Origin of the sequence: Actinoplanes sp. NPDC049548, assembly GCF_040676695.1 — a bacterium.
Lineage (GTDB): Bacteria > Actinomycetota > Actinomycetes > Mycobacteriales > Micromonosporaceae > Actinoplanes.
In genome coordinates this window covers 169,620-192,391 of the sequence record NZ_JBFAPM010000007.1, presented here as the reverse complement: position 1 = coordinate 192,391, position 22,772 = coordinate 169,620, and the positions used below count along the sequence as shown (strand labels likewise).

Sequence of the window (22,772 nt, the reverse complement as noted above, 5' to 3'; positions counted from 1 at the left end):
CCGAGAGCCTGGCGGCTCAGAACAGCCACCCGCACCCTTCATTCTGCGTGAGTGGCGAAAAGCCGCGCCGGTCCAGGGACCGGCGCGGCGTGCGGAAGACGGTTACCAGCCGCGCTCGGCGAGGCGGTGGGGCTGGGGGACGTCCTCGACATTGATGCCGACCATGGCCTCGCCCAGCCCGCGGGAGACCTTGGCGATGACGTCGGGGTCGTCGTGGAACGTGGTGGCCTTGACGATGGCGGCCGCGCGCTGGGCCGGGTTGCCGGACTTGAAGATGCCGGAGCCGACGAAGACGCCCTCGGCGCCCAGCTGCATCATCATCGCCGCGTCGGCCGGGGTGGCGATGCCGCCGGCGGTGAACATCACGACGGGCAGCTTGCCGGTGGCCGCGACCTCCTTGACCAGGTCGTACGGCGCCTGCAGCTCCTTGGCGGCGACGAACAGCTCGTCCTCGGGCAGGGAGGTGAGCCGGCGGATCTCGCCGCGGATCGTGCGCATGTGGGTGGTGGCGTTGGAGACGTCGCCGGTGCCGGCCTCGCCCTTGGAGCGGATCATGGCCGCGCCCTCGGTGATCCGGCGCAGGGCCTCGCCGAGGTTGGTGGCGCCGCAGACGAAGGGGACGGTGAAGGCCCACTTGTCGATGTGGTTGGCGTAGTCGGCGGGCGTCAGCACCTCGGACTCGTCGATGTAGTCGACGCCGAGCGACTGGAGCACCTGGGCCTCGACGAAGTGGCCGATGCGGGCCTTGGCCATGACCGGGATCGACACCGCGTTGATGATGCCGTCGATCATGTCGGGGTCGCTCATCCGGGACACGCCGCCCTGGGCGCGGATGTCGGCGGGAACCCGCTCGAGGGCCATCACGGCGACCGCGCCGGCGTCCTCGGCGATCTTGGCCTGCTCCGGCGTGACCACGTCCATGATCACACCGCCCTTGAGCATCTCGGCCATCCCGCGCTTCACGCGGGCGGTACCGGTGGTGGGCTGGCTGTCGGGCGCGGTCTCGGACACGGTGTCTGAACTCCTCACAAGATCGGGTTTCGTGAGGAATTTTACGCTCGCCACCCGGGCCGGCCGATGGCCAATCGACCCCCCGGTGGCCTGCACGACAAAGATCAGGCGGCGGGGATGCGCAGGTCCGCAGGCTCGGCGGGGCGCGGCGCCACGGGCACCGGCGGCGTCGGGTCGACGATCTCGAAGTAGCGCGGCCGCTCGTAGTGCCGGGCCATGCGCAGCAGCCGCACCAGCGGGCGCCGCCGCGCGGTCAGAGCGTCGCGGACCAGGTCGGTGTGCACCTGACGGGCCAGCACGACGCGGCGGCTCGTGGCCACCAGGGTGGCGGTGGCCGGGTCGGCGCCGTTGAGCGCCGCCGCCTGCAGCTGGCGGGTCAGGTCGTTCTCCGCCGCCTCGCGCTCGTCCGGCCCGGCGTCGAGGGCGAGCCGGGCAGCCGCATAGAGCTCCACGAAGTCGGTCCGCTCGGCGACCACCGCCGCGGCCGCGGCGCGGCGCACCAGGTGGGCGTCGAGCGCCCGGGCCGCCGACTGGGCGCGCACGTGGACCCGCTCGACGCGGTGCGCCGTCCAGGCGAGGTACGCCGCCAGCAGAGCGACGACCGCGAGCACACCCAGGACCCACCACATGCCGGGCATCGTAGTGCCTCACCGTGTCGGAGAGTCACGCCCCAGGCCGTGGTTCGGCCCACTCTTCGTCGAAAACTCGCCCGTCCGTCGCCTCGATCGCCGTGGCGTACACCTCGAGGACCCGTTGGGCGATGCTGGGCCAGTCGAACGTCCTAACTACTGTGCGTGCACACTCGGACAGCTCAGCGCGACGTTCGGGGTCGTCGAGGAGCTCGCCGAGCAGGGTGGTGAGCGCCGCCGCGTCGCCCGTGGGGAACAGCGCCCCGGCCCGGCCCCCGTCCAGGACCCGGCGGAACGCGTCGAGGTCGCTGGCGGCGATCGCCGCGCCGGCCGCCATGGCCTCGGTGAGGATCATGCCGAACGACTCACCGCCCGTGTTCGGCGCCACGTAGACGTCCACGCTGCGCAACATCCGGGCCTTGTCCTCCTCACTGACCAGGCCCAGGAACTCGACGCGCGGGTGCAGGTCGGCAGGGATCCCGTCGTACAGGTCGTCGCGGTCACCGGGACCGGCCACCAACAGGCGCAGGCACGGGCGCTCCCGGGCGAGCGTCACGAACGCGGCCCGCAGCAGCTCGAAGCCCTTGCGCGGCTCGGTGAAGCGGCCCAGGAAGCCGAGCGTGCCGCCCTCGCCGGGCCGGCCCGGCAGCGGCTCGGCGGAGGCGAACTTCGCCACCGCGACGCCGTTGGGGATCTCGACCGCGCCGCCGCCGAGGTGCTCGACCTGCACCTTGCGGGCCAGCTCGCTGACCGCGATGCGCGCGGTGATCTTCTCGACCACGAGCTGCAGCAGCCCCTGCGCGGCGGAGAGCGCGCGGGAGCGGGTCATCGCGGTGTGGAAGGTCGCCACGACGGGCCCGCGGGCGGAGAGCACCGCCAGCAGCGACAGGCTCAGGGTCATCGGCTCGTGAACGTGCAGGACGTCGAACTTCCCCCGCGCCAGCCAGCGCCGGACCCGTGCGGTGGACACCGGCCCGAACGCGATCCGCGCGACCGAGCCGTTGTACGGCAGCGGCAGCGCCCGCCCGGCCGGCACCACGTACGGCGGGAGCTCCGCGTCCTCGTCGGCGGGCGCCAGCACGCTCACCTCGTGACCGAGACCGATCAGCGCCTCCGCGAGGTCGACGATGTGGTTCTGCACGCCGCCGGGCACGTCGAACGAGTAAGGCGAGACGATCCCGATCCGCACGCTGCCCCGCCTCTCAGACCCGGGCGCTCTGGTTGAGCCACAGCTTCTGCAGCATGTGCCAGTCCTGCGGGTGCTCGGCGATGCCGATGGCGAACGCGTCCGCCAGGCGCTGGGTCGTCTCCTTGACCCGGACGTCCAGGGCGCCCTCGGTGGCCGGTTCGATGCGGCGGATCCGGGCCTCGGTGCGGGTCTCGGAGAACCACAGGTCCGCGGCGTAGAGCGGCGCCCCGGTCCGCAGGGCGAGCAGCGCCGGCCCGGGCGGCATCCGGGTGCGCCCGCCGAAGAACTGCACCTCCACGCCCCGCGCGGACAGGTCCCGGTCGGCGAGCAGCGCGACGGCGTAGCCCTGGGTGGCCTTCTCGGCGAGCACGTCGAGCGGCGGCCGCTCCCCGCCGGTGAGGGGGAGAACCTCCATACCGAGCTTCTCCCTGTACGCGACGAAGCGCTCGAACAGCCCCTCCGGCTTGAGCCGCTCCGCCACGGTGATCATCCTGTGGCCGCTGGAGACCAGCCAGGCGGCGGCCGCGTCCCAGTTGCCGACGTGCGGCAGGGCGAGGATCACGCCCCGGCCCTCGGCCAGCACCGCGTGCAGCTCGTCCGCCTGCTCGAGGTGGAAGTCGGCGAGGAAGCGTTCCTTGGACTGCGACGGCAGCCGGAACGCCTCCATCCAGTAGCGGGCGTACGAGCGCAGGCCGGCGCGTACCAGCTCGTCGAGCTCGGCGTCGCTCAGGTCCGGACCGACCACCTGGCGCAGGTTGCGGCGCAGTCGCTGGGTGCCCGGACCGTTGGCCCGCGCGGCCCGGTCGGCGACGGTCGTGAAGACGGCGCGGGCGGCGGGCAGCGGCAGCATCCGGACGAGCCGCCATCCGGCGGCGTAGCCGAGCTCGGTGAGCCGGTCCTTCACGGGGCCTCCCCCGCCGGCGCGACCGGCGCGGGCGGTGTGGCGCCGGGCCGGTCGGACCGGGCCGCGTGGATGAGCCGCTGCAGGACGGTGATCAGGGACAGCACGGCGAGGATCCAGAGCATCGCCGGCAGCCCCCACTTCAGCCCGGCGGCGCCGAGCAGCCCGCCGACGCCGAGGATGAGCAGGCGTTCGAGGCGCTCGGCGATGCCGACGTCGGCGTTCAGGCCGAGGCTCTGCGCACGTGCCTTCACGTACGAGACGACCTGCCCGCCGATGAGGCTGAGCAGCGCCGCCCACACGCCGCCGTAGGGGTTCCCCTCGGTCGCGAGGTAGTAGACGACGGCGGCGAAGACGGCACCGTCGGCGATGCGGTCCATGGAGGAGTCGAGCAGCGCGCCGAACTGGCCGGACGGGCCGCGCATGCGGGCCATCGTGCCGTCCAGCGCGTCGGTGAGCGCGCAGGCGGTGACGATCACCGTGCCCCAGAAGAGCATTCCCTGGGCGCCGAACCAGGCACCGACGAGCACGCCGACGGTGCCGGCGACAGTCACCGCGTTCGGCGAGACGCCGAGGCGCAGCAGGAGGCGGGCGGTCGGGTTGACCCCGTACGCGACGACGGCACGGGCGGGCACGCTGACGATCTTTGCCATGGCCGTCCCACCATAACGGCGCCCGGCGACGGGCGGTACGGCCCCGGTCACGCGTCGCCGAATCGTCACAGGCGACCGCCCTCGCGCAATCGCATGACTACGGGGGGTTGCGCCGCGCGCGGGCGCGGGTGTCAGATCCAAGGACAGCGTCGTAACAGCCGGGAAACGATCATCGGCACGGGCCGGGTGGTGCGGCGCGCCATCGCACCAGGCGGCCGCGTCCGCAGCGGGCGGGTCCGGAAGAATGGCCGCCGACCGGCTGACAGGAGGTGCGTCAGGGATGGCGCAGAAGACCCAGGACAACGCGGCAGGGCCGGTGGTGACCGAGCCCGGCAGAGTACGCAACGTGGTGCTGGTGGGCCACTCCGGAGCGGGGAAGACGACGCTGGTCGAGGCGCTGCTGGCGGCGACCGGCACGATCCCGCGCGCCGGGTCGGTGACCGAGGGCACCACGGTCAGCGATCACGATCCCGCGGCCGTACGCCAGCAGCGGTCCGTCTCGCTCGCCTGCGCGTCCCTCGTGCACGAGGGCGTGAAGATCAACTTGCTGGACACCCCCGGCTACGCCGACTTCGTCGGGGAGCTGCGCGCCGGCCTGCGGGCCGCGGACGCCGCGCTCTTCGTGGTCTCGGCGGTCGACGGGGTGGACGACGCGACCACGGCGCTGTGGGAGGAGTGCGCCGCCGTGGGCATGCCCCGCGCCGTCGCCATCACCCGGCTCGACCATCCCCGCGCCGACTACGACCAGACCCTGCAGGACTGCCAGGAGGCGTTCGGCGAGAACGTCATGCCGATCTACCAGCCCATGCTGGGCGACGACGGCACCTCGGTGGCCGGACTCATCGGCCTGGTCACCCTGCGCGTGCTCGACTACTCCCAGGGCTACCCGCCGCGTACGGCCGAGGCCGAGCCCGAGCACCTCAACCCGATCCAGGACGACCGCAACCTGCTCATCGAGGGGATCATCGCCGAGAGCGAGGACGAGACCCTGATGGACCGTTACGTCGCCGGCGAGCTGATCAGCACCGACACCCTGGTGCCGGACCTGGAGAAGGCGGTGGCCCGGGGCAACTTCTACCCGGTGATCCCCGTCTGCGCGGGCACCGGCGTGGGCCTGGACGCGCTCCTCGACGGCCTGGTCAACGGCGGCCCGTCGCCGCTGGAGCACGACCTGCCCGTGGTGACCGGCGTCGACGGCAGCCCCCGGCCGCCGCTCACCTGTGACCCCGCCGGCCCGCTGGTGGCCGAGGTGGTCAAGACGACGATCGACCGGCACGTCGGCCGGGTGTCGCTGGTCCGTGTCTTCTCCGGCACCCTGCGCCCGGAGCTGACCGTGCACGTCTCCGGGCACGGCCTGACCGAGCGCGGGCACCCCGACCACGACGCCGACGAGCGGATCGCCCACGTCTACTCGCCGCTGGGCGCGCAGCTGCGTGAGGTGCCCGCCTGCATCGCCGGCGACATCTGCGCGATCACGAAGTCCGGCAGCGCCGAGACCGGCGATACCCTCTCGGCCAAGGAGCAGCCGCTGCTCATGGAGCCGTGGAGCATGCCGGAGCCGCTGCTACCCATCGCGGTGGTGGCCAAGTCCCGCTCCGACGAGGACGCGCTGGCCAAGAACCTGGCGCGGCTGGTGGCGGGCGACCCGACGCTGCGCCTCGAACGCAACGCCGGCACCCACCAGCTCGTGCTCTGGTGCATGGGCGAGGCCCACGCCGACGTGGTCCTGGAGCGGCTCCGGGCCGGCGGCGTGGACCTGGACACCGAGCCGGTGAAGGTCTCGCTGCGGGAGACCTTCGGCGCCGCGTCGAAGGGTCACGGCCGGCACGTGAAGCAGTCCGGCGGCCACGGCCAGTACGCCGTCTGCGACATCGAGGTGGAGCCGCTGCCCCGCGGCGCGGGCTTCGAGTTCGTGGACAAGGTCGTCGGCGGGGCCGTGCCGCACAACTACATCCCCTCGGTGGAGAAGGGTGTCCGCGCCCAGCTCGAGCGCGGCATCGTCGCCGGCTATCCGGTCGTCGACCTGCGCGTGACGCTGGTGGACGGCAAGGCGCACAGCGTGGACTCCTCCGACGCCGCGTTCCAGACCGCCGGGGCGCTGGCCCTGCGCGAGGCCGCCGAGCAGGGCCAGATGACGCTGCTCGAGCCGGTGGACGAGATCGTGGTCCGGGTCCCGGACGCGTACGTGGGTGCGGTGATGAGCGACCTCTCGGGCCGCCGCGGCCGGCCGATGGGCTCGGAGGCGGACACCGACGGCGAGCACAGCCTGGTCCGCGCCGAGGTGCCCGCGACCGAGCTGGTGCGCTACGCGGTCGAGCTGCGCGCGCTCACCTCAGGGGCCGGGACGTTCAGCCGGACGTACGCCCGGCACGAGCCCATGCCCGCCCACCTGGCCGATGCGGTCCGCAAGGAGCACGCCGCGGCGAAATAGGGCTCAGACGTCCGCTGCCATCGGATACATGGGCAGCTCGATGGCGGTGGCCGCCTCGTGCAGCGGCCGGGTGACCTGCTCGATGATCTGCCGCTTCCAGGGGTTGTACTTCAGCGTCCGCATCCCGTAGTTGCGGAACGCGATCTGCCACCGGCCGCCGGGCACCATGTCGCCGGCCATCTTGCGCCCGAGGTGCAGGTTGCGCTCGACGTACGGGCGCATCACCGTTTCGTAGCGGCGGAACGCGGCCTCGTGCCCGGCACCGGCGGCCAGCTCGCCCGCGAGCACGTACGCGCCGGTCAGCGCGAGGCTCGTGCCCTGCCCGGACGAGGGCGCCGGGCAGTGCGCCGCATCGCCGAGCAGCACCACGCGCCCGGCCGACCAGCGGGGTAGCTCGACCTGGCTCATCGAGTCGAAGTACAGGTCCGGGACGCCGTCGAGGGCGTCGAGGAACGCCGGGACCCGCCAGCCCATGCCCGCGAACCGGTCCCGCAGGATCGGCCGGGGATCCGCGGTCCGCGGCAGTTCTGGCGACGCGAACACCAGCCCGGCCTTGGTCTGCGCCGCGGCGCCCGTGCTGTAGGTGAACACCATCCGCCCCGGCGCGCAGAAGAAGACCTCCTGGTGGTCCAGGCCGAGGTCCTCCGGGACGTCGAAGATCGAGATGTACGCCCCCAGGTGCCGCAGCGGCACGTCCCCCATGACCAGGCGCCGGGTGGCGGAGTGCAGCCCGTCGGCGCCCACCACCAGGTCGAAGCGCCGGGTGGCACCGCTCGCGAAGGTCACCGCCACACCGTCGGCGCGCTCGTCGACGGTGGCGATCGAGTCGCCGAACACGTATTCGACGTCGGCGGCCGTGGCGTCGTACAGGATCCGGGTGAGATCGGTCCGCATGATCTCCCGGTCGTCGCCCCGGCGGCCCATCAGCAGGTTGGCGTCCAGCTCGGCGATCGGGGCGCCGTCGGCCCGCACGTAGGTGACCGTCCGCATCGCGGTGTCCGCGGCCCGCACGGCCTCGAACAGGCCGAGACGCTTGAGGGCCTCGATCGCCGCGCCGCGGATGTCGACCTTGTAGCCGCCGTCGCGCAGGGCCGGGGCCCGCTCGACGACCGTGGCCCGCATGCCGTGCCGGTGCAGGGCCAGGGCGAGGGCGGGGCCGGCCAGACCGGCGCCCGAGATCAGTACCTCTCGACGTGTCATGCGTCGACTATACAAACGTCTTATACATTTGTATAGAGCCTAGGATGACGGCCATGGGACACCGTGAGGACCTGCTCGAGGGCGCGAAGCGTTGCCTCTACGAGAAGGGCTACGCGGCCACGACCGCCCGCGACGTGGTCGCCGCCTCCGGCACCAACCTCGGCTCCATCGGCTACCACTACGGCTCCACGCGAGCCCTGATGAACGCCGCCATGCTCAGCGCCATCGAGGACTGGGGAGAGGCCGTCGGCGCCGCCCTCGCCACGGAAGCGCCCGACGAGCCCGGCGACCCCCTCGTGCGCTACTGGCGGCGGCTCATCGGCACCCTCGGCACCCACCGCGAGCTCTGGCTGGCCAGCGTCGAGGCGATGATCCAGGCCGAGCGCTCCCCCGAGCTGCGCACCCAGCTCGCCGACGGCATGGAGCAGGGCCGGCGCGGCCTGGCGGCGCTGCTCACCGGGCGCCCCGAGGACGACCTCGACGAGGGGACCGTCCGCACGGTCGGCTCGGCCGCGCTGGCGCTGATGTCCGGCATGACGACGCAGTGGCTCGCCGACCCGTCCCGCGCCCCCTCGGCCGAGCAGCTCGCCGCCGGCCTGCGCCTCATCTGCGGAGTTCCGGTCTAGTCCTCAGCTCGGGCGGTGCGGTGACGATCACACACCCGTGCTTCGCGGACGTTCCACCGAGCCCCGCGCGCTGACCTCGTGGCGCGTGCTGCTCGCCGTGGTCGTCGCCGTCACCGCCACGGTGGCCGGGGGCGTCTACGCGCTGCAGGAGCAGATCCGCTCGCGAACCGTCGACAGCGCCCTGCAGAGCGTGGTCATCCTCAGCTCGCTGGTGATCGACCGGAACGTCACCCTCACCGACCTCACCGACCAGATGCACCCGGACAACCGCGCGCAGGTCGACACCGACTTCATGCTGCTGCAGCAGAAGGGCCGGGTCCGGGGACTGATGATCTGGTCGCTCGGAGACGGCCGCCTCGTCTACGCCGATCCGGACCACCAGCTGTCCGGACCGCTGGACGACGCCCGGCGGGCGTCGGTGCCGCTGGACCGGCCGACCGCGCGCAGCACCGAGGAACCGGGGACCGGTGAACCGCTGCTCGAGGTGAACTATCCGTACGACGCGAACGGCGACGGCGTGATGGACGCCCTCGCCGTGGTCCAGCTGCCGCGTGGCGACGTCGACACCTCCATCGGACGCTCGACCCGGCTGCTGTACTGCGCGGGCGTGCTGGTGCTCCTGGCCGCGCTCGGCGGGGTGCTGCAGGTGCGCCGCCGGCAGAAGGACCAGGACCACGCCGCGGTGCACGACCCGCTGACCGGGCTCGGCAACCGCGAGAAGCTGCGCCGGGTGGCCGAGGCGGCGCTCGCGAACGCGTCCGCGTACCAGCCGGCCACGCTGCTGGTGCTGGACCTCGACGGGTTCAAGCAGATCAACGACACGCTCGGGCACCACGCCGGCGACCTGCTGCTCGCCTCCGTGGCCGAGCAGATCGAGCGGGTGGCCGGCGGGCGCGGGACCGCCGTCCGGCTCGGCGGCGACGAGTTCGCCGTCGTGCTGCCCCGGACCGGTACGAGAGGAGCCCTGGCGGTCGCGTCCGAGATCGACCAGGCCATCCGCCGGCCGGTGCTGGTGGAGGGCCGGGCCGTCGCGGTGGGCGTGAGCATCGGCGTGGCCGTCGCACCCGGGCACGGCCGGGACCTGAGCACCCTGCTGCAGCGCGCCGACGCCGCGATGTACCGCGCCAAGAAGGCCGACGGGGGCGTGCACGCGTACGAGGACCGGACCGAGGTGGTGTCCCCATGACCCGATTCCGCAGGCTGACCGCGCTGATGGCGGGAGCCGTCCTGGTGGCCGCCACGGCCGCGTGCGGGACCGGCGCCGCTGAGGACGCCCGGATCACGCTGACCATCGACGACTTCGGCAACTTCGGCTACAAGAGCCTGCTGAGCGAGTACGAGGCCACCCACCCGGGGATCCGGGTCGTCGAGCGGACGGTCGACTTCAAGGACCACCACACGAAGCTGGCCCAGCGACTCGACGCCGGCAGCGGCGCGGGCGACGTCGTCGCCCTCGAGGAGGGATACCTCACCCAGTTCCGCAACCGTGGCGGCGACTTCGTCAACCTGCTCGAGCTGGGCGCCGGCGACCTCGCGGCCAACTGGCTGCCGTGGAAGTGGGACGCCACGCTGAGCGCCGACCGCACCCGCCAGATCGGGCTCGGCACCGACGTCGGGGGGCTCGCGATGTGCTACCGCCCCGACCTGCTGCAGGCCGCGGGCCTCCCGTCCGACCGCGCCTCGGTGGCGAAGCTGTGGCCGACGTGGGAGGCGTACATCGCCGCCGGCCGGCGCTTCCAGAAGGCGGGCCTGTCGGCTCAGTGGACCGACTCGGCCGGCAACGTCTACAACCAGATCCTCTCCCAGCAGCCGGTCGGCTACTTCGACCGCGACGAGAACCTGACCATCGAGACCGCACCGGGGGCACGGCGGGCCTGGAACCTGACGGTCGAGATGCTGGCGGCCCGTGAGTCCGCGAAGTACGTGTCGTACAGCGCCCAGTGGTTCGCGGCGCTGCAGGCCGGCCGGTTCGCGACGATGACGTGCCCCGCCTGGGCGCTCGGCTTCATCCAGCAGAGCGCTCCGGCGACCCGCGGGCAGTGGGACGTGACGGCGGTGCCGGGCGGAGGCGGCGGCAACTGGGGCGGCTCGTGGCTGGCCGTACCGAAGCAGAGCGCCCACCCGCGGGAGGCGTACGAGCTGGCCGCCTGGCTCACGGCGCCGGACCAACAGCGTCTCATCTTCCTGGAGACCGGGAACCTGCCGTCGCTGCCGGCCCTCTACGACGATCCGGCGGTGACCGGTTTCCGCAGCGAGTTCTTCTCCCAGGCCCCGGTCGGCCAGATCTTCACGGCCGCCGCGTCGCGCAAGCCGACGCAGTACATCGGCCTGCACAACGCGGCCGTCCGCGTCGTGGTGGAGGACAAGCTCAGCGCCGTGGAGCTCGGCCGGCTCCCCGCCGACCAGGGCTGGCGGGAGGCCGTCGCCGCGGCGAGGAACGCGCGCTGAGTCAGCTCAGCGCCACCCACGCCTTGGCGAGCAGCTCCCGGGTGTCGCCGAGCAGCTGCGGCAGCACCTTGGTCCGACCGATCACCGGCATGAAGTTCCCGTCGCCGCCCCACCTCGGCACCACGTGCTGGTGCAGGTGGGCCGCGATGCCCGCGCCGGCCACCGCGCCCTGGTTCATGCCGAGGTTGAAGCCGTGCGGGCTGCTGGCCCGCCGGATCACCCGCATCGCGCGCTGGGTGAACGCGGCCAGCTCGGCGGTTTCGGGACCGGTCAGGTCGGTGTAGTCGGCGACGTGCCGGTACGGGCAGACCAGCAGGTGCCCCGGGTTGTACGGGTACAGGTTGAGGACCACGAACACGGCCTCGCCCCGCGCCACGACCAGGCTGTCGCCCTCGGCCAGCCCCGGCGCGACGCAGAACGGGCAGCCGTCCGGTTGCTCGTACCCGCCCTCAGGCCGGTCCTCTCCCGAGATGTACGCCATCCGATGCGGCGTCCACAGCCGCTCGAGACCGTCCGGTTCCCCCACGTCGCCCACTCGCCCACCCTAATGCCGGGCGTCAGGCCGCGGAGGGCCCGGTGTTCACCCGGGAGCGCACCACCTCGACGACGTGCGCCACCGCCTCGTCCAGTCCCACGCCGTTGCGCTGCGAGCCGTCGCGGTACCGGAACGAGACCGTGCCGCCGTTGACGTCGTCGTCGCCCGCGATCGCCATGAACGGGATCTTCTGCTGCTGGGCCGTACGGATCTTCTTCTGCATGCGGTCGGTCGAGTGGTCGACCTCGGCGCGGATGCCCTCCTTGCGCAGCCGGGCGGCGAACTCCTCCAGATAGGCCGCGTGGTCGTCGCGGATCGGGATGCCCACCACCTGCACCGGCGCGAGCCAGGCCGGGAAGGCGCCGGCGTAGTGCTCGACCAGCACGCCGAAGAAGCGCTCGATCGAGCCGAACTTCGCCGAGTGGATCATCACCGGCTCCTGCCGGGAGCCGTCGGCGGCCTGGTACTCGAGGCCGAAGCGGGCCGGCTGGTTGAAGTCGTACTGGATCGTGGACATCTGCCAGGTCCGGCCGATCGCGTCCTTGGCCTGGACGCTGATCTTCGGGCCGTAGAAGGCCGCGCCGCCCGGGTCGAGGACCAGCTCCAGGCCCGACTCGACCGCCACGTCCTCCAGGACCTTGGTGGCCTTCTCCCACTGCTCGTCCGTACCGATGAACTTGTCGCTCTTCGGGTCGCGCGTGGACAGTTCCAGGTAGTAGTCGTCCAGGCCGAAGTCGCGCAGCAGGGACAGCACGAAGTTCAGCAGGTGCTTGATCTCGGCGGGCGCGTCCTCGGCGGTGACGTACGAGTGCGAGTCGTCCTGGGTCAGGCCGCGGACGCGGGTGAGACCGTGCACCACACCGGACTTCTCGTAGCGGTAGACCGAGCCGAACTCGAACAGCCGCATGGGCAGCTCACGGTAGGACCGCCCGCGCGACCTGAAGATCAGGTTGTGCATCGGGCAGTTCATCGCCTTGAGGTAGTAGTCCGCCCCCTCCATGTGCATCGGGGGGAACATGGTGTCCGCGTAGTACGGCAGGTGACCCGAGGTGTGGAAGAGACCTTCCTTGGTGATGTGCGGCGTGCCGACGTACTGGAAGCCCTCCTCGATGTGGCGGGCCCGGACGTAGTCCTCCATCTCGCGCTTGATCACGCCGCCCTTGGGGTGGAAGACCACCAGGCCGCTGCCGATCTCGTCGGGGAAGGAGAAGAGGTCCAGCTCGGTGCCGAGCTTGCGGTGGTCGCGGCGCTCGGCCTCGGCGAGGCGGTTCAGGTACGCCTTGAGCTCGTCGCGGCTCGGCCACGCGGTCCCGTAGATGCGCTGCAGCTGGGGGTTCTTCTCGCTGCCCCGCCAGTACGCGGCGGCCGAGCGCATCAGCTTGAAGGCCGGGATGAACCGGGTCGTCGGCAGGTGCGGGCCGCGGCAGAGGTCGCCCCAGACGCGCGTGCCCTCGCGGTCGAGGTTGTCGTAGTGGGTCAGCTCGCCGGCACCGACGGCCGCGGCCTCCTCGTCCACGTCGCCCTTGATGTCGACGAGCTCCAGCTTGTACGGCTCGTGCGCCAGCTCCGCCTTGGCCTCCTCGAGGGAGGAGTACTCGCGCCGGCGGAAGGACTGGCCCGCCTTGACGATCTCCTGCATCCGCTTCTCGAGCTTCGTCAGGTCCTCGGGCTGGAACGGCTTCTCGACGTCGAAGTCGTAGTAGAAGCCGTCCCGGATCGGCGGGCCGATGCCGAGCTTGGCCTCGGGGAAGACGTCCTGCACGGCCTGGGCGAGCACGTGCGCGGCGGAGTGGCGCAGCACGTTCAGCCCGTCCGGTTCGTCGATCGCGACCGGGGTCACCTCGGCCTCCTGGGCGGGTGCCCAGTCGAGGTCACGCAGGCGCCCGTCCGTGTCGCGGACCACGACGATCGCCTTCGGACCGGACTGCGGGAGGCCGGCGGCGGCCACCGCGTCGGCCGCTGTCGTCCCCGCCGGCACGACCAGAGCTGCGGACACGGTGGTTCTCCTTCGGTCGACGAGCGGATTCGCAGACGATGCTAGTGGGTCCCGCGGATCAGCTTTCGCGCGACGCGGTCACCCATTCCGGCAGCGGTTCCCTGGCACTGATCCATTCCGCCGGAATGCCGTCCACGCCGGTATAGGCGGCCACCACTCCCCCGGCCATTGCCGCGGTCGTGTCCATGTCGCCTCCCGCATTGACGCAGGTCGCGATCGCCCGCGGATAGTCGTCGAGGTGCTGCGCGGCCACCCACAGCGCGAACGGCACCGAGTCCTGAGCCATCGCGCGGGTGCCGGTGCCCAGCTCGTACGCCGCCTCGCCGGCGTCGCGGATGCGGGTGGCGGCGAGCAGGCCGTCGCGTACCCCGCTCTGCGGGGTGTGGGCGAGCACCGCGCCGAGCAGGTCGACCGGCCGGCCCTCCAGCCGGGCGGCGGCGGCCACCGCCGCGGCGACGGTCACGGCGACCCCGCCCGCGATGCCCTCGGGGTGGGCGTGGGTGACCTCGGCGGCCCGGGCGCCCTGGGCCGCGGCGTGGGCGAGCGAGTCGGCGTGCCAGGCACCGAGCGGGGCGGCCCGCATGGCGGCGCCGTTGCCCGCCGAGCCCTGCCCGTCGAAGGCCGCCGCCGCCGCGATCGGCCACGGGGTGCCCTCGCGGATCTGCCGCAGCATCACCACGGCGCCGGGGCCATAGCCACGGTAAGGGTCGAAGTGCCGGCCGAGCAGCTCCGCGAAGCTGTCCCGGTCGAGGTCGGTCTCATCACTGGCGGTCAGCGCGGCGACCAGGCAGCAGGCTTCCTCGGTGTCGTCGGTCCAGGGCCACGGCGGCGCCGGCAGCGTGCCGGGGCGGATGCCGGGAACGAAGTACTGGGCGCCGAGAGCGTCGCCCACGGAGAGGCCGGTGAGGCTGTCGGCGGCCAGCGCCGCCCGGGTGTCGGGAAAGAGTGTGAATGACATCGGTGCTCGAATCCTACCGCCGTTTCCGTCACTCTCCGTGCCCGAGGGACGCCGCTGAATGACGGATTCGGTCTATCTAGACAAGGGCAGTACCTTCTTCGCATGGCCACGGTGTTGCTCGTCGAGGACGACCACGTCGTGCGCGGTGCGATGCTCCGGTCGCTGGCCGATCGGGGGCACGCCGTGCACGCCGTCGGTACGGCCCTCGACGCCCTGCGCCGGGTCGCCGCGGAGACGCCCGACCTCGTGGTGCTCGACCTGGGGCTGCCCGACCTCGACGGCTCGGACGCGTTGCGGATGCTGCGCGGCATCACCGACGTGCCGATCATCATCGCGACGGCCCGCGACGACGAGCAGACCGTCGTGCGGCTGCTGCGCGCCGGCGCCGACGACTACATGGTCAAGCCGTTCACCGGCGCCCACCTCGACGCGCGGATCACCACGGTGCTGCGCCGCGTGGGCCGGGCCAGCCGGACCGCCCAGCCCGCCGTGCACGAGGTGGGTGAGCTGCGCGTCGACGTCGGCGAGCGCAGCGCCAGTCTCGGGGACCAGCCCCTGGCCCTGACCCGCAAGGAATTCGATCTGCTGGCATACCTGGCGGCACGCCCCGGCCGGGTCGTCTCCCGTCGTGAGCTGTTGGAGGAGGTATGGCGACAGCCGTCAGTCGGCGAGGACCAGACGATCGACGTGCATCTGTACTGGCTCCGTCGGAAACTGGGCGAGTCCGCAGCGAAGCCTCGCTACCTGCGCACCGTGCGGGGGGTCGGATTCCGGTTGGTGGCCCCGGACTGAGGGCCCGGCTGGCCTACGTCAGCGCCGCCACCACCACCATCGCCGCCCTCGCGTTCCTCATCCCGCTGGGCTGGGAGCTGCGCACCGACCATCGCGACAACGCCATGGCCGCGGCGGAGCAGCGCAGCGCCACGGTCGCCGGGGCGGTCGCCGCCAACGCCAACAAGAAGGGCGTCGACGCCGCGGTCAAGGCGGCCGGGGGTGACGTCGTCGTGCACGCCCCCGGCACGACCAAGGACAGCCGGGTGCCGGTCGAGGAACTCGTCGCGGCCGGCCGCGGCACCGAGCCCGTCGAGGTCGACGTCGACGGCGGCGTCGTCCGGCTGCAGCCGGTGGCAGCGGGCGACAAGACCTCCGTGGTCGAGGTCTTCGTGCCCGACGCCGAGCTGCGCGAGGGCACGGCCCGCGACTGGTGGATCCTGCTGGGCATCATGGCCGGCCTGGTCATCGGCTCGGTGATCGTGGTGGACCGGCTCGCCCGGGGTGCGGTCGCCTCGGTGCGCAACCTTGTGCACGCCGCGATGGCGGTCGGCGGCGGGGACCTCGGCGTGCGCATCCAGCCCTCCGGCCCCCGCGAGCTCGCCGAGGCCGGGTACGCCTTCAACCGCATGGCGGACCGCCTCGTCACGTCCCGCACCAGCGAGCGGGAGCTGGTCGCCGACCTGTCGCACCGGCTGCGGACGCCGCTGACCGTGCTGCGCCTCGACGCCGAGGCGCTCGACCCGGACGACACCCACATCGGCGAGTTCTCCGCCGCCGAGCTGGACCGCCGGCGCGGCATCCGGCGCATCCGGCAGGCCATCGTCACCCTCGAGGGCGAGGTCGACCAGCTCATCAACACCACCCGGGCGGCGGTCGCCGCGCAGGTCGCCGACGCTCCCGAGGAGGGGCTGTGCGACGCGGCCGAGGTCGTGCGCGACCGGATGGTCTTCTGGTCCGCGCTGGCCGGCGACCAGAACAGGCAGTACCGCGTGGTCGGCGCCCAGCTGCGCATCCCGGTGCCGGTGGCCCGTACGGAGCTCGCCGCGGCCCTCGACGCCGTGCTCGGCAACGTCTTCCGCTACACGCCGCAGGGCACCGCGTTCGAGGTGGGCATCTCCCGCCGCGACGGCTGGGTGGCGCTACGGGTGGACGACGCCGGGCCCGGAATCGACGACCCGGAGAAGGCGCTGCAGCGCGGGCAGAGCGAGCAGGGCTCGACCGGCCTCGGCCTCGACATCGCCCGCCGGGCCGCGCAGGCCGCGGGCGGCTCGGTCAGCCTGGCCCGGGCCGCCATGGGCGGCGCCAGCGTGGTCATGCTGCTCGCCGACGCGGAGGCCCCGCCCAAGCAGGCGAGCCGGTTCGGTCTCGTCGGCCGCCTGGCCCGCGAGCGCGACCCCGCGAAGCGCAAGTGGCCGCATCAGCGCACGGACGAGACGTGAGCGCCCCGCGGCGCCGGCGAGACGGGCAATTACCCCGGACGGTAGAAGGATTGCTTAGATCTGCATTAAGGGCGTTCCCCTGGCGCAGCCGGGCTGGCACTCTCTACCCCGATCCCATCCGGCTTCCCGGTCCGAAGCCCGCAGCACGTCCCCACACCCCGGACCGGCGAAGCCCTCGCGCGGTGGGAGGTGGTCACCCCATAACCCCCTCCCACCGCGCCCCCGCAGCAGGAGGAGATGGTTTGTCCGCGCACCGACGGCCTGCGCTTCGTGGGGAGGCACCGCAGCGGCGGCGCTCGGCCCCCGACCGCGGCCGGCGACGCGCGAACCCCCGCCCGCACCGGTTGCTCCCGGTGCTGCTCGGCGTCGCCGTGCTCGGCATCGGCGGCGTGGTCGGCCCCAGCGTCGTCGGAGGCGGCTGGAGCCCGGACGGCGGCGGCCGGGACCGGGAGCGCATCACGTACGCGTCGCTGCCCGACGACGACCCGGGCCAGGGCCTGATCTACGACGGCCTGGTCCCGGCGGGCAAGGAGTCGCTGTGCGCGGGAACGTACGAGCTCGATGACGAGACCTGCACGCACGGCCCGGACCCGGCGCCGGCCGGCCTGCGGGTGAGCCGCGACGTCGCCCCGGTGACCGGCAAGCTGCCCGAGCCCGCCGAGCCGCGGCGCGAGGCCGCCACCGTGCCCCCGGACGCCGAGATCGTCCGCGACGAGGGCGGCAGCTCGCTGACCCCGGGCGCCCCGGCACTCATCCCCGACGCCGCGCCCGGCCAGGCCGACTTCGTCATGGGCACGCACGACGTGGCGTGCCAGGGCGACGGGCGCAGCGGCAACCGCGTCCAGGTGCTCTACCTGCACGAGTTCGGCACGCCGAGCCGCTACACCGGCTACCTGGGCTCGATCCGGACCTGGGCGGCGGGCGTGGACCAGATCTTCGACGCCAGCGCGGCGGAGACCGGCGGCTCCCGGCACGTACGGTTCGTGACCACCCCGCAGTGCCGGGTGGACGTCGCCGAGGTGCAGATGCCCGAGGGCGCGCTCGCTTCCTTCACCCGCAACATCGCCGCGCTGCAGACGCTCGGCTACAACCGCAACGACCGCAAGTATCTGATCTTCGCGGACGCCAACGTGTACTGCGGCATCGGCACGTACGTCGCCGACAACCGCCCGGGGCTCGGCAACCGCAACAACGGCGGGCCGTCGTACGGCCGGGTCGACGCCGGCTGCTGGAGCTCCGCGGTGGCGGCCATGGAGGTCACCCAGACGCTGGGCGCCCTGCTGCAGGACTCGCCCAACTCGACCGGCGCCGGCAGCTGCACCGACGACAGCGACCTGCTGTGCCGTCCCGACCGCTCCGGCTCCGCGGTACGCCAGGTGTGCCCGAGGAAGCAGGAGAACCGCCTCGACTGCGGGCACGACGACTACTTCAGCACCAACCCGAAGCCGGGCAGCTACCTCGCGGAGAACTGGAACGTCGCCCAGAGCGAGTTCCTGCTGCGCAGCGACGGCGGCGACGACGTGCCGGACGTGCCCAACGCACGTCCCGCCGAGCCCGAGGCGAAGCCGCGCACGGAGCCCTCCGCCAAGGCCCCGTCGGCCCCCGCCTCGCAACCCCCCGCGGCCTCTCAGGCGCCCGCCGCGCCGGACCCCACGACGGGCTCCACCGGCGGTGACATCTCCGACGGCATCGGCGGCGACGCTGCCAACGGTGGCGGCGACGCGCCGGCCGGCCCCGGCGACCCGGGTGCGTCGGCGGAGCCGTCCTCGCCGGTCGGTGCGCCGGTGGCGGCCGACCCGATCGTGCACAGCGGCGGAGAGCCGGGCTCGGAACCGGTCGCGGCCCCGGCCGTGCAGGCGGTGCTCGAGGTCCGCGACCCGTCGAGCACGTCCGTGCGGCTGACCTGGAGCGCGGCCACCCCGGACGCCGAGTACGAGGTGGACGTCGACGGCGCCACCATCGCGACCACGAAGGCGACCCGGGCCCGGCTGATCGGCCTGCGCCCGGACACCAAGTACCAGGTCACGATCCGCAGCGCCAAGACCGGTTACGCGGCGAAGGGCGTCGCCCAGTCGGCGCCCGCGGCCCGGCCGGCGGCGAACGCCTGGTTCGTCCTGACCAACTCGCTCACCGGCGGCGCCGCCGACCTCTACGCGGCCCGCACGGCGAACGGCACACCGATCACGCTGGGCGGCGCGGACGGCGGCTCCCAGCAGCAGTGGAAGCTCGTCCCGGCCGGGGGCGACAACACCTTCAACCTGCAGTCGCGGGCCACCGGCAAGTGCGTGGTCCCGCTGGGCGGCAACCCGGTGGCCGGGGCGCCGCTGGTGCAGGGCGACTGCGACCAGAACGGCAGCGGACGGTGGCAGCTGTTCGCCACCGGCCACGGTTTCAGCCTGCGCACCAACGTGGGCAACCTGGCCGCCGGCGTGGGCAGCCAGCGCTTCGGCCCGGCCCGCCTGCTCGTGCTGCAGAATCCCGAGCAGGCGCGGCACCAGAGTTGGACGGCGGTGCCCGGCTGAGCCCCGGGCGAGGGAGAGAGACGATGCTGGACACCGACGTACGCCCGCAGCTTCAGGTCGACGAGGACGACCGGAAGCCGTTCTTCAACCGCCGCCGGATCGTGCGCGTGGTGGCGATCCTGACGATCGGCATCCTCGCCGTGCTCGCGCTCTGGCAGGACCCGCTCTACGCGGACCGCTTCTGAGCACGGACCGCTCGTCTAACGCCGGCCGGCGGCGTAGTCGTCGATCTCCGCGAGCAGGCGGTCCTTGCCCGCCGCCGGCAGGAACGAGGCGGTCACCGCCGACCGGGCCAGGTCCGCGACGCCGGCCTCGTCCAGGCCGAGCAGGTGCGCGGCGACCGCGTACTCCTCCTCGAGCGTGGTGCCGAACATGGGCGGGTCGTCCGAGTTGACTGAGACGGGAACGCCGGCCGCCACCAGCGTGGCGAGCGGGTGCTCCTCGATCGAGGCCACGGCCCGGGTCCGCACGTTCGACGTGGGGCACACCTCGAGCGGGATCTCCTCCTCGGCCAGGTACGCCATCAGCTGCGGGTCCCGCGCCGCCGAGATGCCGTGCCCGATCCGCTCGGCCCCCAAGTCGCGCAGGGCGTCCCAGATCGTCTCCGGCCCGGTGGTCTCCCCGGCGTGCGGGACGCTGTGCAGCCCGGCCGCCCGCGCTTTGTCGAAGTACGGCTTGAACTGCGGCCGCGGCACCCCGATCTCCGGCCCGCCGAGCCCGAAGCTGATCAGCCCGTCCGGCCGCTCCTCCAGCGCGATGCGCAGCGTCTCCTCCGCGGCGGGCAGCCCGGCCTCGCCCGGGATGTCGAAGCACCAGCGCAGCTGGACGCCGAAGTCGCGGGCGGCGGCGGTGCGGGCGTCCTCGATCGCCGCGCAGAACGCGGGTGCCGGGATGCCGCGGCGCACGTGCGAGTACGGCGTGACGGTCAGCTCGGCGTACCGGACCTGCTGGCGGGCGAGCTCCCGGGCGACCTCGTAGGTCAGCGTCCGGACGTCCTCGTCGTCGCGGATCAGGTCGACGACGCTCAGGTAGATCTCGATGAAGTGCGCGAAGTCGCGGAAGGCGAAGTAGTCGGCGAGGGCGGCCGGGTCGGCGGGGACCGGGGAGCTGCCCTCGTGCCGGGCGGCGAGCTCGGCGACGATCCGGGGCGAGGCGGAGCCGACGTGATGCACGTGCAGCTCGGCCTTCGGCAGGCCGGCGATGAACGAGGCCAGCTCGGTCACTTTTCCTCCTGGACGTGGGCCACGACGAAGATCCGGCGGAACGGGAACGCCACGTGTCCGCTTCGGGCAGGGTAGACCGCCGCGAGCTTCGCACCGAGCGTGGCCCGGAAGGCGGACCACTGCGTGTCGTCCAGCGCCGCTTTCACCGGCCGCAGGGCGGTGCCTTCCATCCAGCGCAGCACGGGGTGCTCGGCGCCGGTGGCGGGCAGCAGGTGCACGTACGTCGTCTCCCACGCGTCCACCGTCGCGCCCTCGGCCAGCAGGCGGGCGGCGTAGCCCACGGCGTCGTCGACCGGGGCCTCGCGCACCACGTCGCCGACCGTGGCGGCGTACGGCTCGCTGCGCGCCACCTCGCGCAGCGCCCGGTGCGACGGCGCGTCGAAGTTGCCCGGCACCTGCATCGCGAACCACGCGCCGGCCGGCAGGGAGCGCGCCCAGGCGCTCAGCAGCTCGTCGTGCCCGGGGACCCACTGCAGGGCGGCGTTGGTGACCACGACGTCCGTGCCGGAGTCGGGGCGCCACTCGGCGAGGTCGCCGAGCCGGAACTCGGCGCGCGCGCCCAGGGCCGCGGCCTTGTCGATCATCTCGGGCGAGGAGTCGAGCCCGACGACGCGGGCGCCGGGCCACCGCTCGGCGAGCGTGGCGGTGAGCTCTCCGGGCCCGCACCCGAGGTCGACGACCGTGCGCGGCTGCTCGGCGCCGACCCGCGCGACCAGGTCGAAGAAGGGACGTGACCGCTCGGAGCCGAAGCGGTGGTAGACGGCGGGATCCCACATGGCGCCCTCCAAACCGTACGTACGTTTTATATGAGCGTACGTTAGTCTTCTCGGGTGGAAAAGCGCAGGTTCGGCCGCCTCGGGCGGGACGTCGGTGTGATCGGACTCGGTGCCTGGCAGCTCGGCGCCGACTGGGGTGAGGTCAGCGAGGAGGACGCGCACGCCACGCTCGGCGCCGCGGTCGGCTCCGGCGTCACCTTCATCGACACCGCCGACGTTTATGGCGACGGCCGCAGCGAGCAGGTCATCGGCAGCTTCCGCAAGAGCCACCCCGGGCTGACCGTCGCCACCAAGATGGGCCGCCGGGTGCCGCAGGAGCCCGAGAACTACACGCTCGACAACTTCCGGGCGTGGACCGACCGCTCCCGTGCCAACCTCGGCGTCGAGACCCTCGACCTCGTCCAGCTGCACTGCCCGCCGACCCCCGTCTTCAGCACCGACGCGGTCTACGACGCGCTCGACACCCTGGTGCAGGAGAAGCGCATCGCGGCGTACGGCGTCAGCGTCGAGAAGGCCGACGAGGCGCTCGCCGCCATCGCCCGGCCGGGCACGGCCAGCGTGCAGATCATCCTGAACGCGCTGCGGCTCAAGCCGCTCGAGCGCGTCCTGCCCGCGGCGGCCGAGGCGGGGGTCGGCATCATCGCCCGCGTCCCGCTCGCCTCCGGGCTGCTCTCCGGACGCTACGACGAGAACACCACGTTCAGCGCCGACGACCACCGCAACTACAACCGCCACGGCGAGGCCTTCGACGTCGGCGAGACCTTCTCGGGCGTCGACTACCGGACCGGGCTGGAGGCGGTGCGCCGCCTGCGGCCGTACGTTCCGGAGGGCGCCACGATGGCCCAGTTCGCGCTCCGCTGGATCCTGGACCACCCCGCGGTGACCGTGGTGATCCCGGGTGCCCGCAACGCCGGCCAGGCCGAGGGCAACGCCGCGGCGGCCGGCCTGGCACCGCTGCCGCCGGAGGCGCACGAGGCGGTGCAGGCGGTCTACGACGAGCTGATCCGGCCGCAGGTCCATGACCGCTGGTGAGCAGGGGGCGGCGGGCCCCGAGGACGGCGTGCCCCTGAAGGGCTGGCCCTGGCTGACGGGCGGCATGCTCGCCCTGGTGATCGGCGTGCTGTGGACGGTCCAGGGGCTGGACCTCGTGCACGACAGCATCATGAGCGGCGTGACGGCCTTCGCGGTGGCCGGACCCGTGCTGGCGGCGGCCGGGCTCTGCTCGATCGTCATCGGCGTCCGCGTCCGGGCCCGCTTCAAGCGCGCGCTCGCCGCCCGTCAGAACGAATCCGCAGACTGAGCCGCCGTCCCGGAGTCCGCCAACGGCGGCTCAGGCTCGAACATTGCGCGGACGCGCATCCCGGGACTGCCCACAAGGGCCGCCCGGGGCGCACGTCGCCGGTCGGAAAGCAGAAAGCCCCGCATCCTGCCGGAGCAGCACACGGGGCCTCTTCGCTGGAG

General features: G+C 73.0%; 21 protein-coding genes. 10 read left to right on the top strand and 11 right to left on the bottom strand.

Annotated features, from left to right (window positions below; translation table 11 throughout):
* Positions 1–102: 102 nt before the first annotated feature.
* The 5 genes from pdxS to pgsA all read right to left on the bottom strand — a co-directional run bounded on the left by pdxS (position 103) and on the right by pgsA (position 4,383).
* Positions 103–1,011: a pyridoxal 5'-phosphate synthase lyase subunit PdxS gene (pdxS, locus tag AB0J80_RS16500; protein WP_364705384.1), complete on the bottom strand. Its 909-nt coding sequence runs from the start codon at positions 1,009–1,011 to the stop codon at positions 103–105.
* Positions 1,012–1,115: 104 nt separating this feature from the next.
* Positions 1,116–1,649 carry a hypothetical protein gene (locus AB0J80_RS16495; protein ID WP_364705382.1) on the bottom strand — a complete coding sequence of 178 codons (534 nt, stop codon included), beginning with the start codon at positions 1,647–1,649 and terminating at the stop codon, positions 1,116–1,118.
* Between the two features lie 25 nt (positions 1,650–1,674).
* Positions 1,675–2,829, bottom strand: coding sequence for a glycosyltransferase family 4 protein (locus AB0J80_RS16490; RefSeq protein WP_364705381.1), 1,155 nt, complete (start codon positions 2,827–2,829; stop codon positions 1,675–1,677).
* Positions 2,830–2,842: 13 nt separating this feature from the next.
* A complete protein-coding gene (locus tag AB0J80_RS16485) occupies positions 2,843–3,733 on the bottom strand; it encodes a phosphatidylinositol mannoside acyltransferase (protein ID WP_364705379.1) in 891 nt (296 codons plus the stop codon).
* Complete coding sequence (gene pgsA / locus AB0J80_RS16480; RefSeq protein WP_364705377.1) at positions 3,730–4,383, bottom strand: phosphatidylinositol phosphate synthase; 654 nt, start codon at positions 4,381–4,383, stop codon at positions 3,730–3,732. Before pgsA ends, AB0J80_RS16485 begins: the two co-directional genes overlap by 4 nt.
* Before the next feature lie 280 nt (positions 4,384–4,663).
* On the opposite strand from pgsA, the gene AB0J80_RS16475 reads away from it, so the two are divergent.
* Positions 4,664–6,814 (top strand): elongation factor G-like protein EF-G2, encoded by a 2,151-nt coding sequence (locus AB0J80_RS16475; RefSeq protein WP_364705375.1) that lies wholly within the window; start codon positions 4,664–4,666, stop codon positions 6,812–6,814.
* 3 nt (positions 6,815–6,817) lie between these two features.
* On the opposite strand, the gene AB0J80_RS16470 is transcribed toward AB0J80_RS16475, so the two are convergent.
* Positions 6,818–8,014: an FAD-dependent monooxygenase gene (locus AB0J80_RS16470; RefSeq protein WP_364705373.1), complete on the bottom strand. Its 1,197-nt coding sequence runs from the start codon at positions 8,012–8,014 to the stop codon at positions 6,818–6,820.
* 53 nt (positions 8,015–8,067) lie between these two features.
* Here AB0J80_RS16470 and AB0J80_RS16465 point away from each other — a divergent pair, with 53 nt between their 5' ends.
* From AB0J80_RS16465 to AB0J80_RS16455, 3 genes are read left to right on the top strand one after another with little or no spacing between them, the layout of a single operon-like run.
* Complete coding sequence (locus AB0J80_RS16465; RefSeq protein WP_364705372.1) at positions 8,068–8,640, top strand: TetR/AcrR family transcriptional regulator; 573 nt, start codon at positions 8,068–8,070, stop codon at positions 8,638–8,640.
* A gap of 37 nt (positions 8,641–8,677) precedes the next feature.
* The gene (locus tag AB0J80_RS16460) at positions 8,678–9,826 is read left to right on the top strand and encodes a GGDEF domain-containing protein (RefSeq protein WP_364705370.1); all 1,149 of its coding nucleotides are present in this window, start codon (positions 8,678–8,680) and stop codon (positions 9,824–9,826) included.
* Complete coding sequence (locus AB0J80_RS16455) at positions 9,823–11,088, top strand: ABC transporter substrate-binding protein (RefSeq protein WP_364705368.1); 1,266 nt, start codon at positions 9,823–9,825, stop codon at positions 11,086–11,088. The genes AB0J80_RS16460 and AB0J80_RS16455 overlap by 4 nt, the downstream gene beginning before the upstream one ends.
* Position 11,089: 1 nt before the next feature.
* Here the strand turns inward: AB0J80_RS16455 and AB0J80_RS16450 are convergent, their stop codons facing one another.
* The 3 genes from AB0J80_RS16450 to AB0J80_RS16440 all read right to left on the bottom strand — a co-directional run bounded on the left by AB0J80_RS16450 (position 11,090) and on the right by AB0J80_RS16440 (position 14,577).
* Entirely contained in the window at positions 11,090–11,569 is a 480-nt protein-coding gene (locus tag AB0J80_RS16450) for an HIT domain-containing protein (RefSeq protein WP_364705659.1), read from the bottom strand.
* A 76-nt stretch (positions 11,570–11,645) separates the two neighbouring features.
* Positions 11,646–13,619, bottom strand: a complete 1,974-nt coding sequence (gene thrS / locus AB0J80_RS16445; protein WP_364705367.1) for a threonine--tRNA ligase — start codon at positions 13,617–13,619, stop codon at positions 11,646–11,648.
* Positions 13,620–13,677: 58 nt separating this feature from the next.
* On the bottom strand, positions 13,678–14,577 hold the full coding sequence (locus AB0J80_RS16440) for an ADP-ribosylglycohydrolase family protein (protein WP_364705365.1): 900 nt from the start codon (positions 14,575–14,577) through the stop codon (positions 13,678–13,680).
* 102 nt (positions 14,578–14,679) lie between these two features.
* On the opposite strand from AB0J80_RS16440, the gene AB0J80_RS16435 reads away from it, so the two are divergent.
* From AB0J80_RS16435 to AB0J80_RS16420, 4 genes are all read left to right on the top strand, one after another.
* Positions 14,680–15,369, top strand: a complete 690-nt coding sequence (locus AB0J80_RS16435; protein ID WP_364705363.1) for a response regulator transcription factor — start codon at positions 14,680–14,682, stop codon at positions 15,367–15,369.
* 104 nt (positions 15,370–15,473) lie between these two features.
* The gene (locus AB0J80_RS16430; RefSeq protein ID WP_364705361.1) at positions 15,474–16,790 is read left to right on the top strand and encodes a HAMP domain-containing sensor histidine kinase; all 1,317 of its coding nucleotides are present in this window, start codon (positions 15,474–15,476) and stop codon (positions 16,788–16,790) included.
* Positions 16,791–17,032: 242 nt separating this feature from the next.
* Complete coding sequence (locus AB0J80_RS16425; RefSeq protein ID WP_364705359.1) at positions 17,033–19,312, top strand: RICIN domain-containing protein; 2,280 nt, start codon at positions 17,033–17,035, stop codon at positions 19,310–19,312.
* Positions 19,313–19,335: 23 nt separating this feature from the next.
* Positions 19,336–19,497: a hypothetical protein gene (locus AB0J80_RS16420; RefSeq protein ID WP_364705358.1), complete on the top strand. Its 162-nt coding sequence runs from the start codon at positions 19,336–19,338 to the stop codon at positions 19,495–19,497.
* A gap of 15 nt (positions 19,498–19,512) precedes the next feature.
* Here AB0J80_RS16420 and AB0J80_RS16415 read toward each other — a convergent pair whose 3' ends face one another.
* Positions 19,513–20,535 carry an adenosine deaminase gene (locus AB0J80_RS16415; RefSeq protein ID WP_364705356.1) on the bottom strand — a complete coding sequence of 341 codons (1,023 nt, stop codon included), beginning with the start codon at positions 20,533–20,535 and terminating at the stop codon, positions 19,513–19,515.
* Positions 20,532–21,311, bottom strand: a complete 780-nt coding sequence (locus AB0J80_RS16410) for a trans-aconitate 2-methyltransferase (RefSeq protein WP_364705354.1) — start codon at positions 21,309–21,311, stop codon at positions 20,532–20,534. Before AB0J80_RS16410 ends, AB0J80_RS16415 begins: the two co-directional genes overlap by 4 nt.
* 54 nt (positions 21,312–21,365) lie before the next feature.
* On the opposite strand from AB0J80_RS16410, the gene AB0J80_RS16405 reads away from it, so the two are divergent.
* Both AB0J80_RS16405 and AB0J80_RS16400 read left to right on the top strand, forming a co-directional pair.
* Entirely contained in the window at positions 21,366–22,343 is a 978-nt protein-coding gene (locus AB0J80_RS16405; RefSeq protein ID WP_364705352.1) for an aldo/keto reductase, read from the top strand.
* Positions 22,330–22,611 carry a hypothetical protein gene (locus tag AB0J80_RS16400; RefSeq protein ID WP_364705350.1) on the top strand — a complete coding sequence of 94 codons (282 nt, stop codon included), beginning with the start codon at positions 22,330–22,332 and terminating at the stop codon, positions 22,609–22,611. Before AB0J80_RS16405 ends, AB0J80_RS16400 begins: the two co-directional genes overlap by 14 nt.
* Positions 22,612–22,772 lie beyond the last annotated feature (161 nt).

What these genes read in the sequence shown, in the direction of transcription:
- AB0J80_RS16455 (WP_364705368.1), top strand. Translation starts at nt 9,823, where the DNA reads ATGACCCGATTCCGCAGGCTGACCGCGCTGATGGCGGGAGCCGTCCTG.
- AB0J80_RS16465 (WP_364705372.1), top strand. Translation starts at nt 8,068, where the DNA reads ATGGGACACCGTGAGGACCTGCTCGAGGGCGCGAAGCGTTGCCTCTAC.
- AB0J80_RS16435 (WP_364705363.1), top strand. Translation starts at nt 14,680, where the DNA reads ATGGCCACGGTGTTGCTCGTCGAGGACGACCACGTCGTGCGCGGTGCG.
- AB0J80_RS16440 (WP_364705365.1), bottom strand. Translation starts at nt 14,577, where the DNA reads ATGTCATTCACACTCTTTCCCGACACCCGGGCGGCGCTGGCCGCCGAC.
- AB0J80_RS16475 (WP_364705375.1), top strand. Translation starts at nt 4,664, where the DNA reads ATGGCGCAGAAGACCCAGGACAACGCGGCAGGGCCGGTGGTGACCGAG.
- AB0J80_RS16430 (WP_364705361.1), top strand. Translation starts at nt 15,474, where the DNA reads ATGGCCGCGGCGGAGCAGCGCAGCGCCACGGTCGCCGGGGCGGTCGCC.
- AB0J80_RS16495 (WP_364705382.1), bottom strand. Translation starts at nt 1,649, where the DNA reads ATGCCCGGCATGTGGTGGGTCCTGGGTGTGCTCGCGGTCGTCGCTCTG.
- AB0J80_RS16400 (WP_364705350.1), top strand. Translation starts at nt 22,330, where the DNA reads ATGACCGCTGGTGAGCAGGGGGCGGCGGGCCCCGAGGACGGCGTGCCC.
- pgsA (WP_364705377.1), bottom strand. Translation starts at nt 4,383, where the DNA reads ATGGCAAAGATCGTCAGCGTGCCCGCCCGTGCCGTCGTCGCGTACGGG.
- AB0J80_RS16450 (WP_364705659.1), bottom strand. Translation starts at nt 11,569, where the DNA reads ATGGCGTACATCTCGGGAGAGGACCGGCCTGAGGGCGGGTACGAGCAA.
- AB0J80_RS16420 (WP_364705358.1), top strand. Translation starts at nt 19,336, where the DNA reads ATGCTGGACACCGACGTACGCCCGCAGCTTCAGGTCGACGAGGACGAC.
- AB0J80_RS16470 (WP_364705373.1), bottom strand. Translation starts at nt 8,014, where the DNA reads ATGACACGTCGAGAGGTACTGATCTCGGGCGCCGGTCTGGCCGGCCCC.
- AB0J80_RS16410 (WP_364705354.1), bottom strand. Translation starts at nt 21,311, where the DNA reads ATGTGGGATCCCGCCGTCTACCACCGCTTCGGCTCCGAGCGGTCACGT.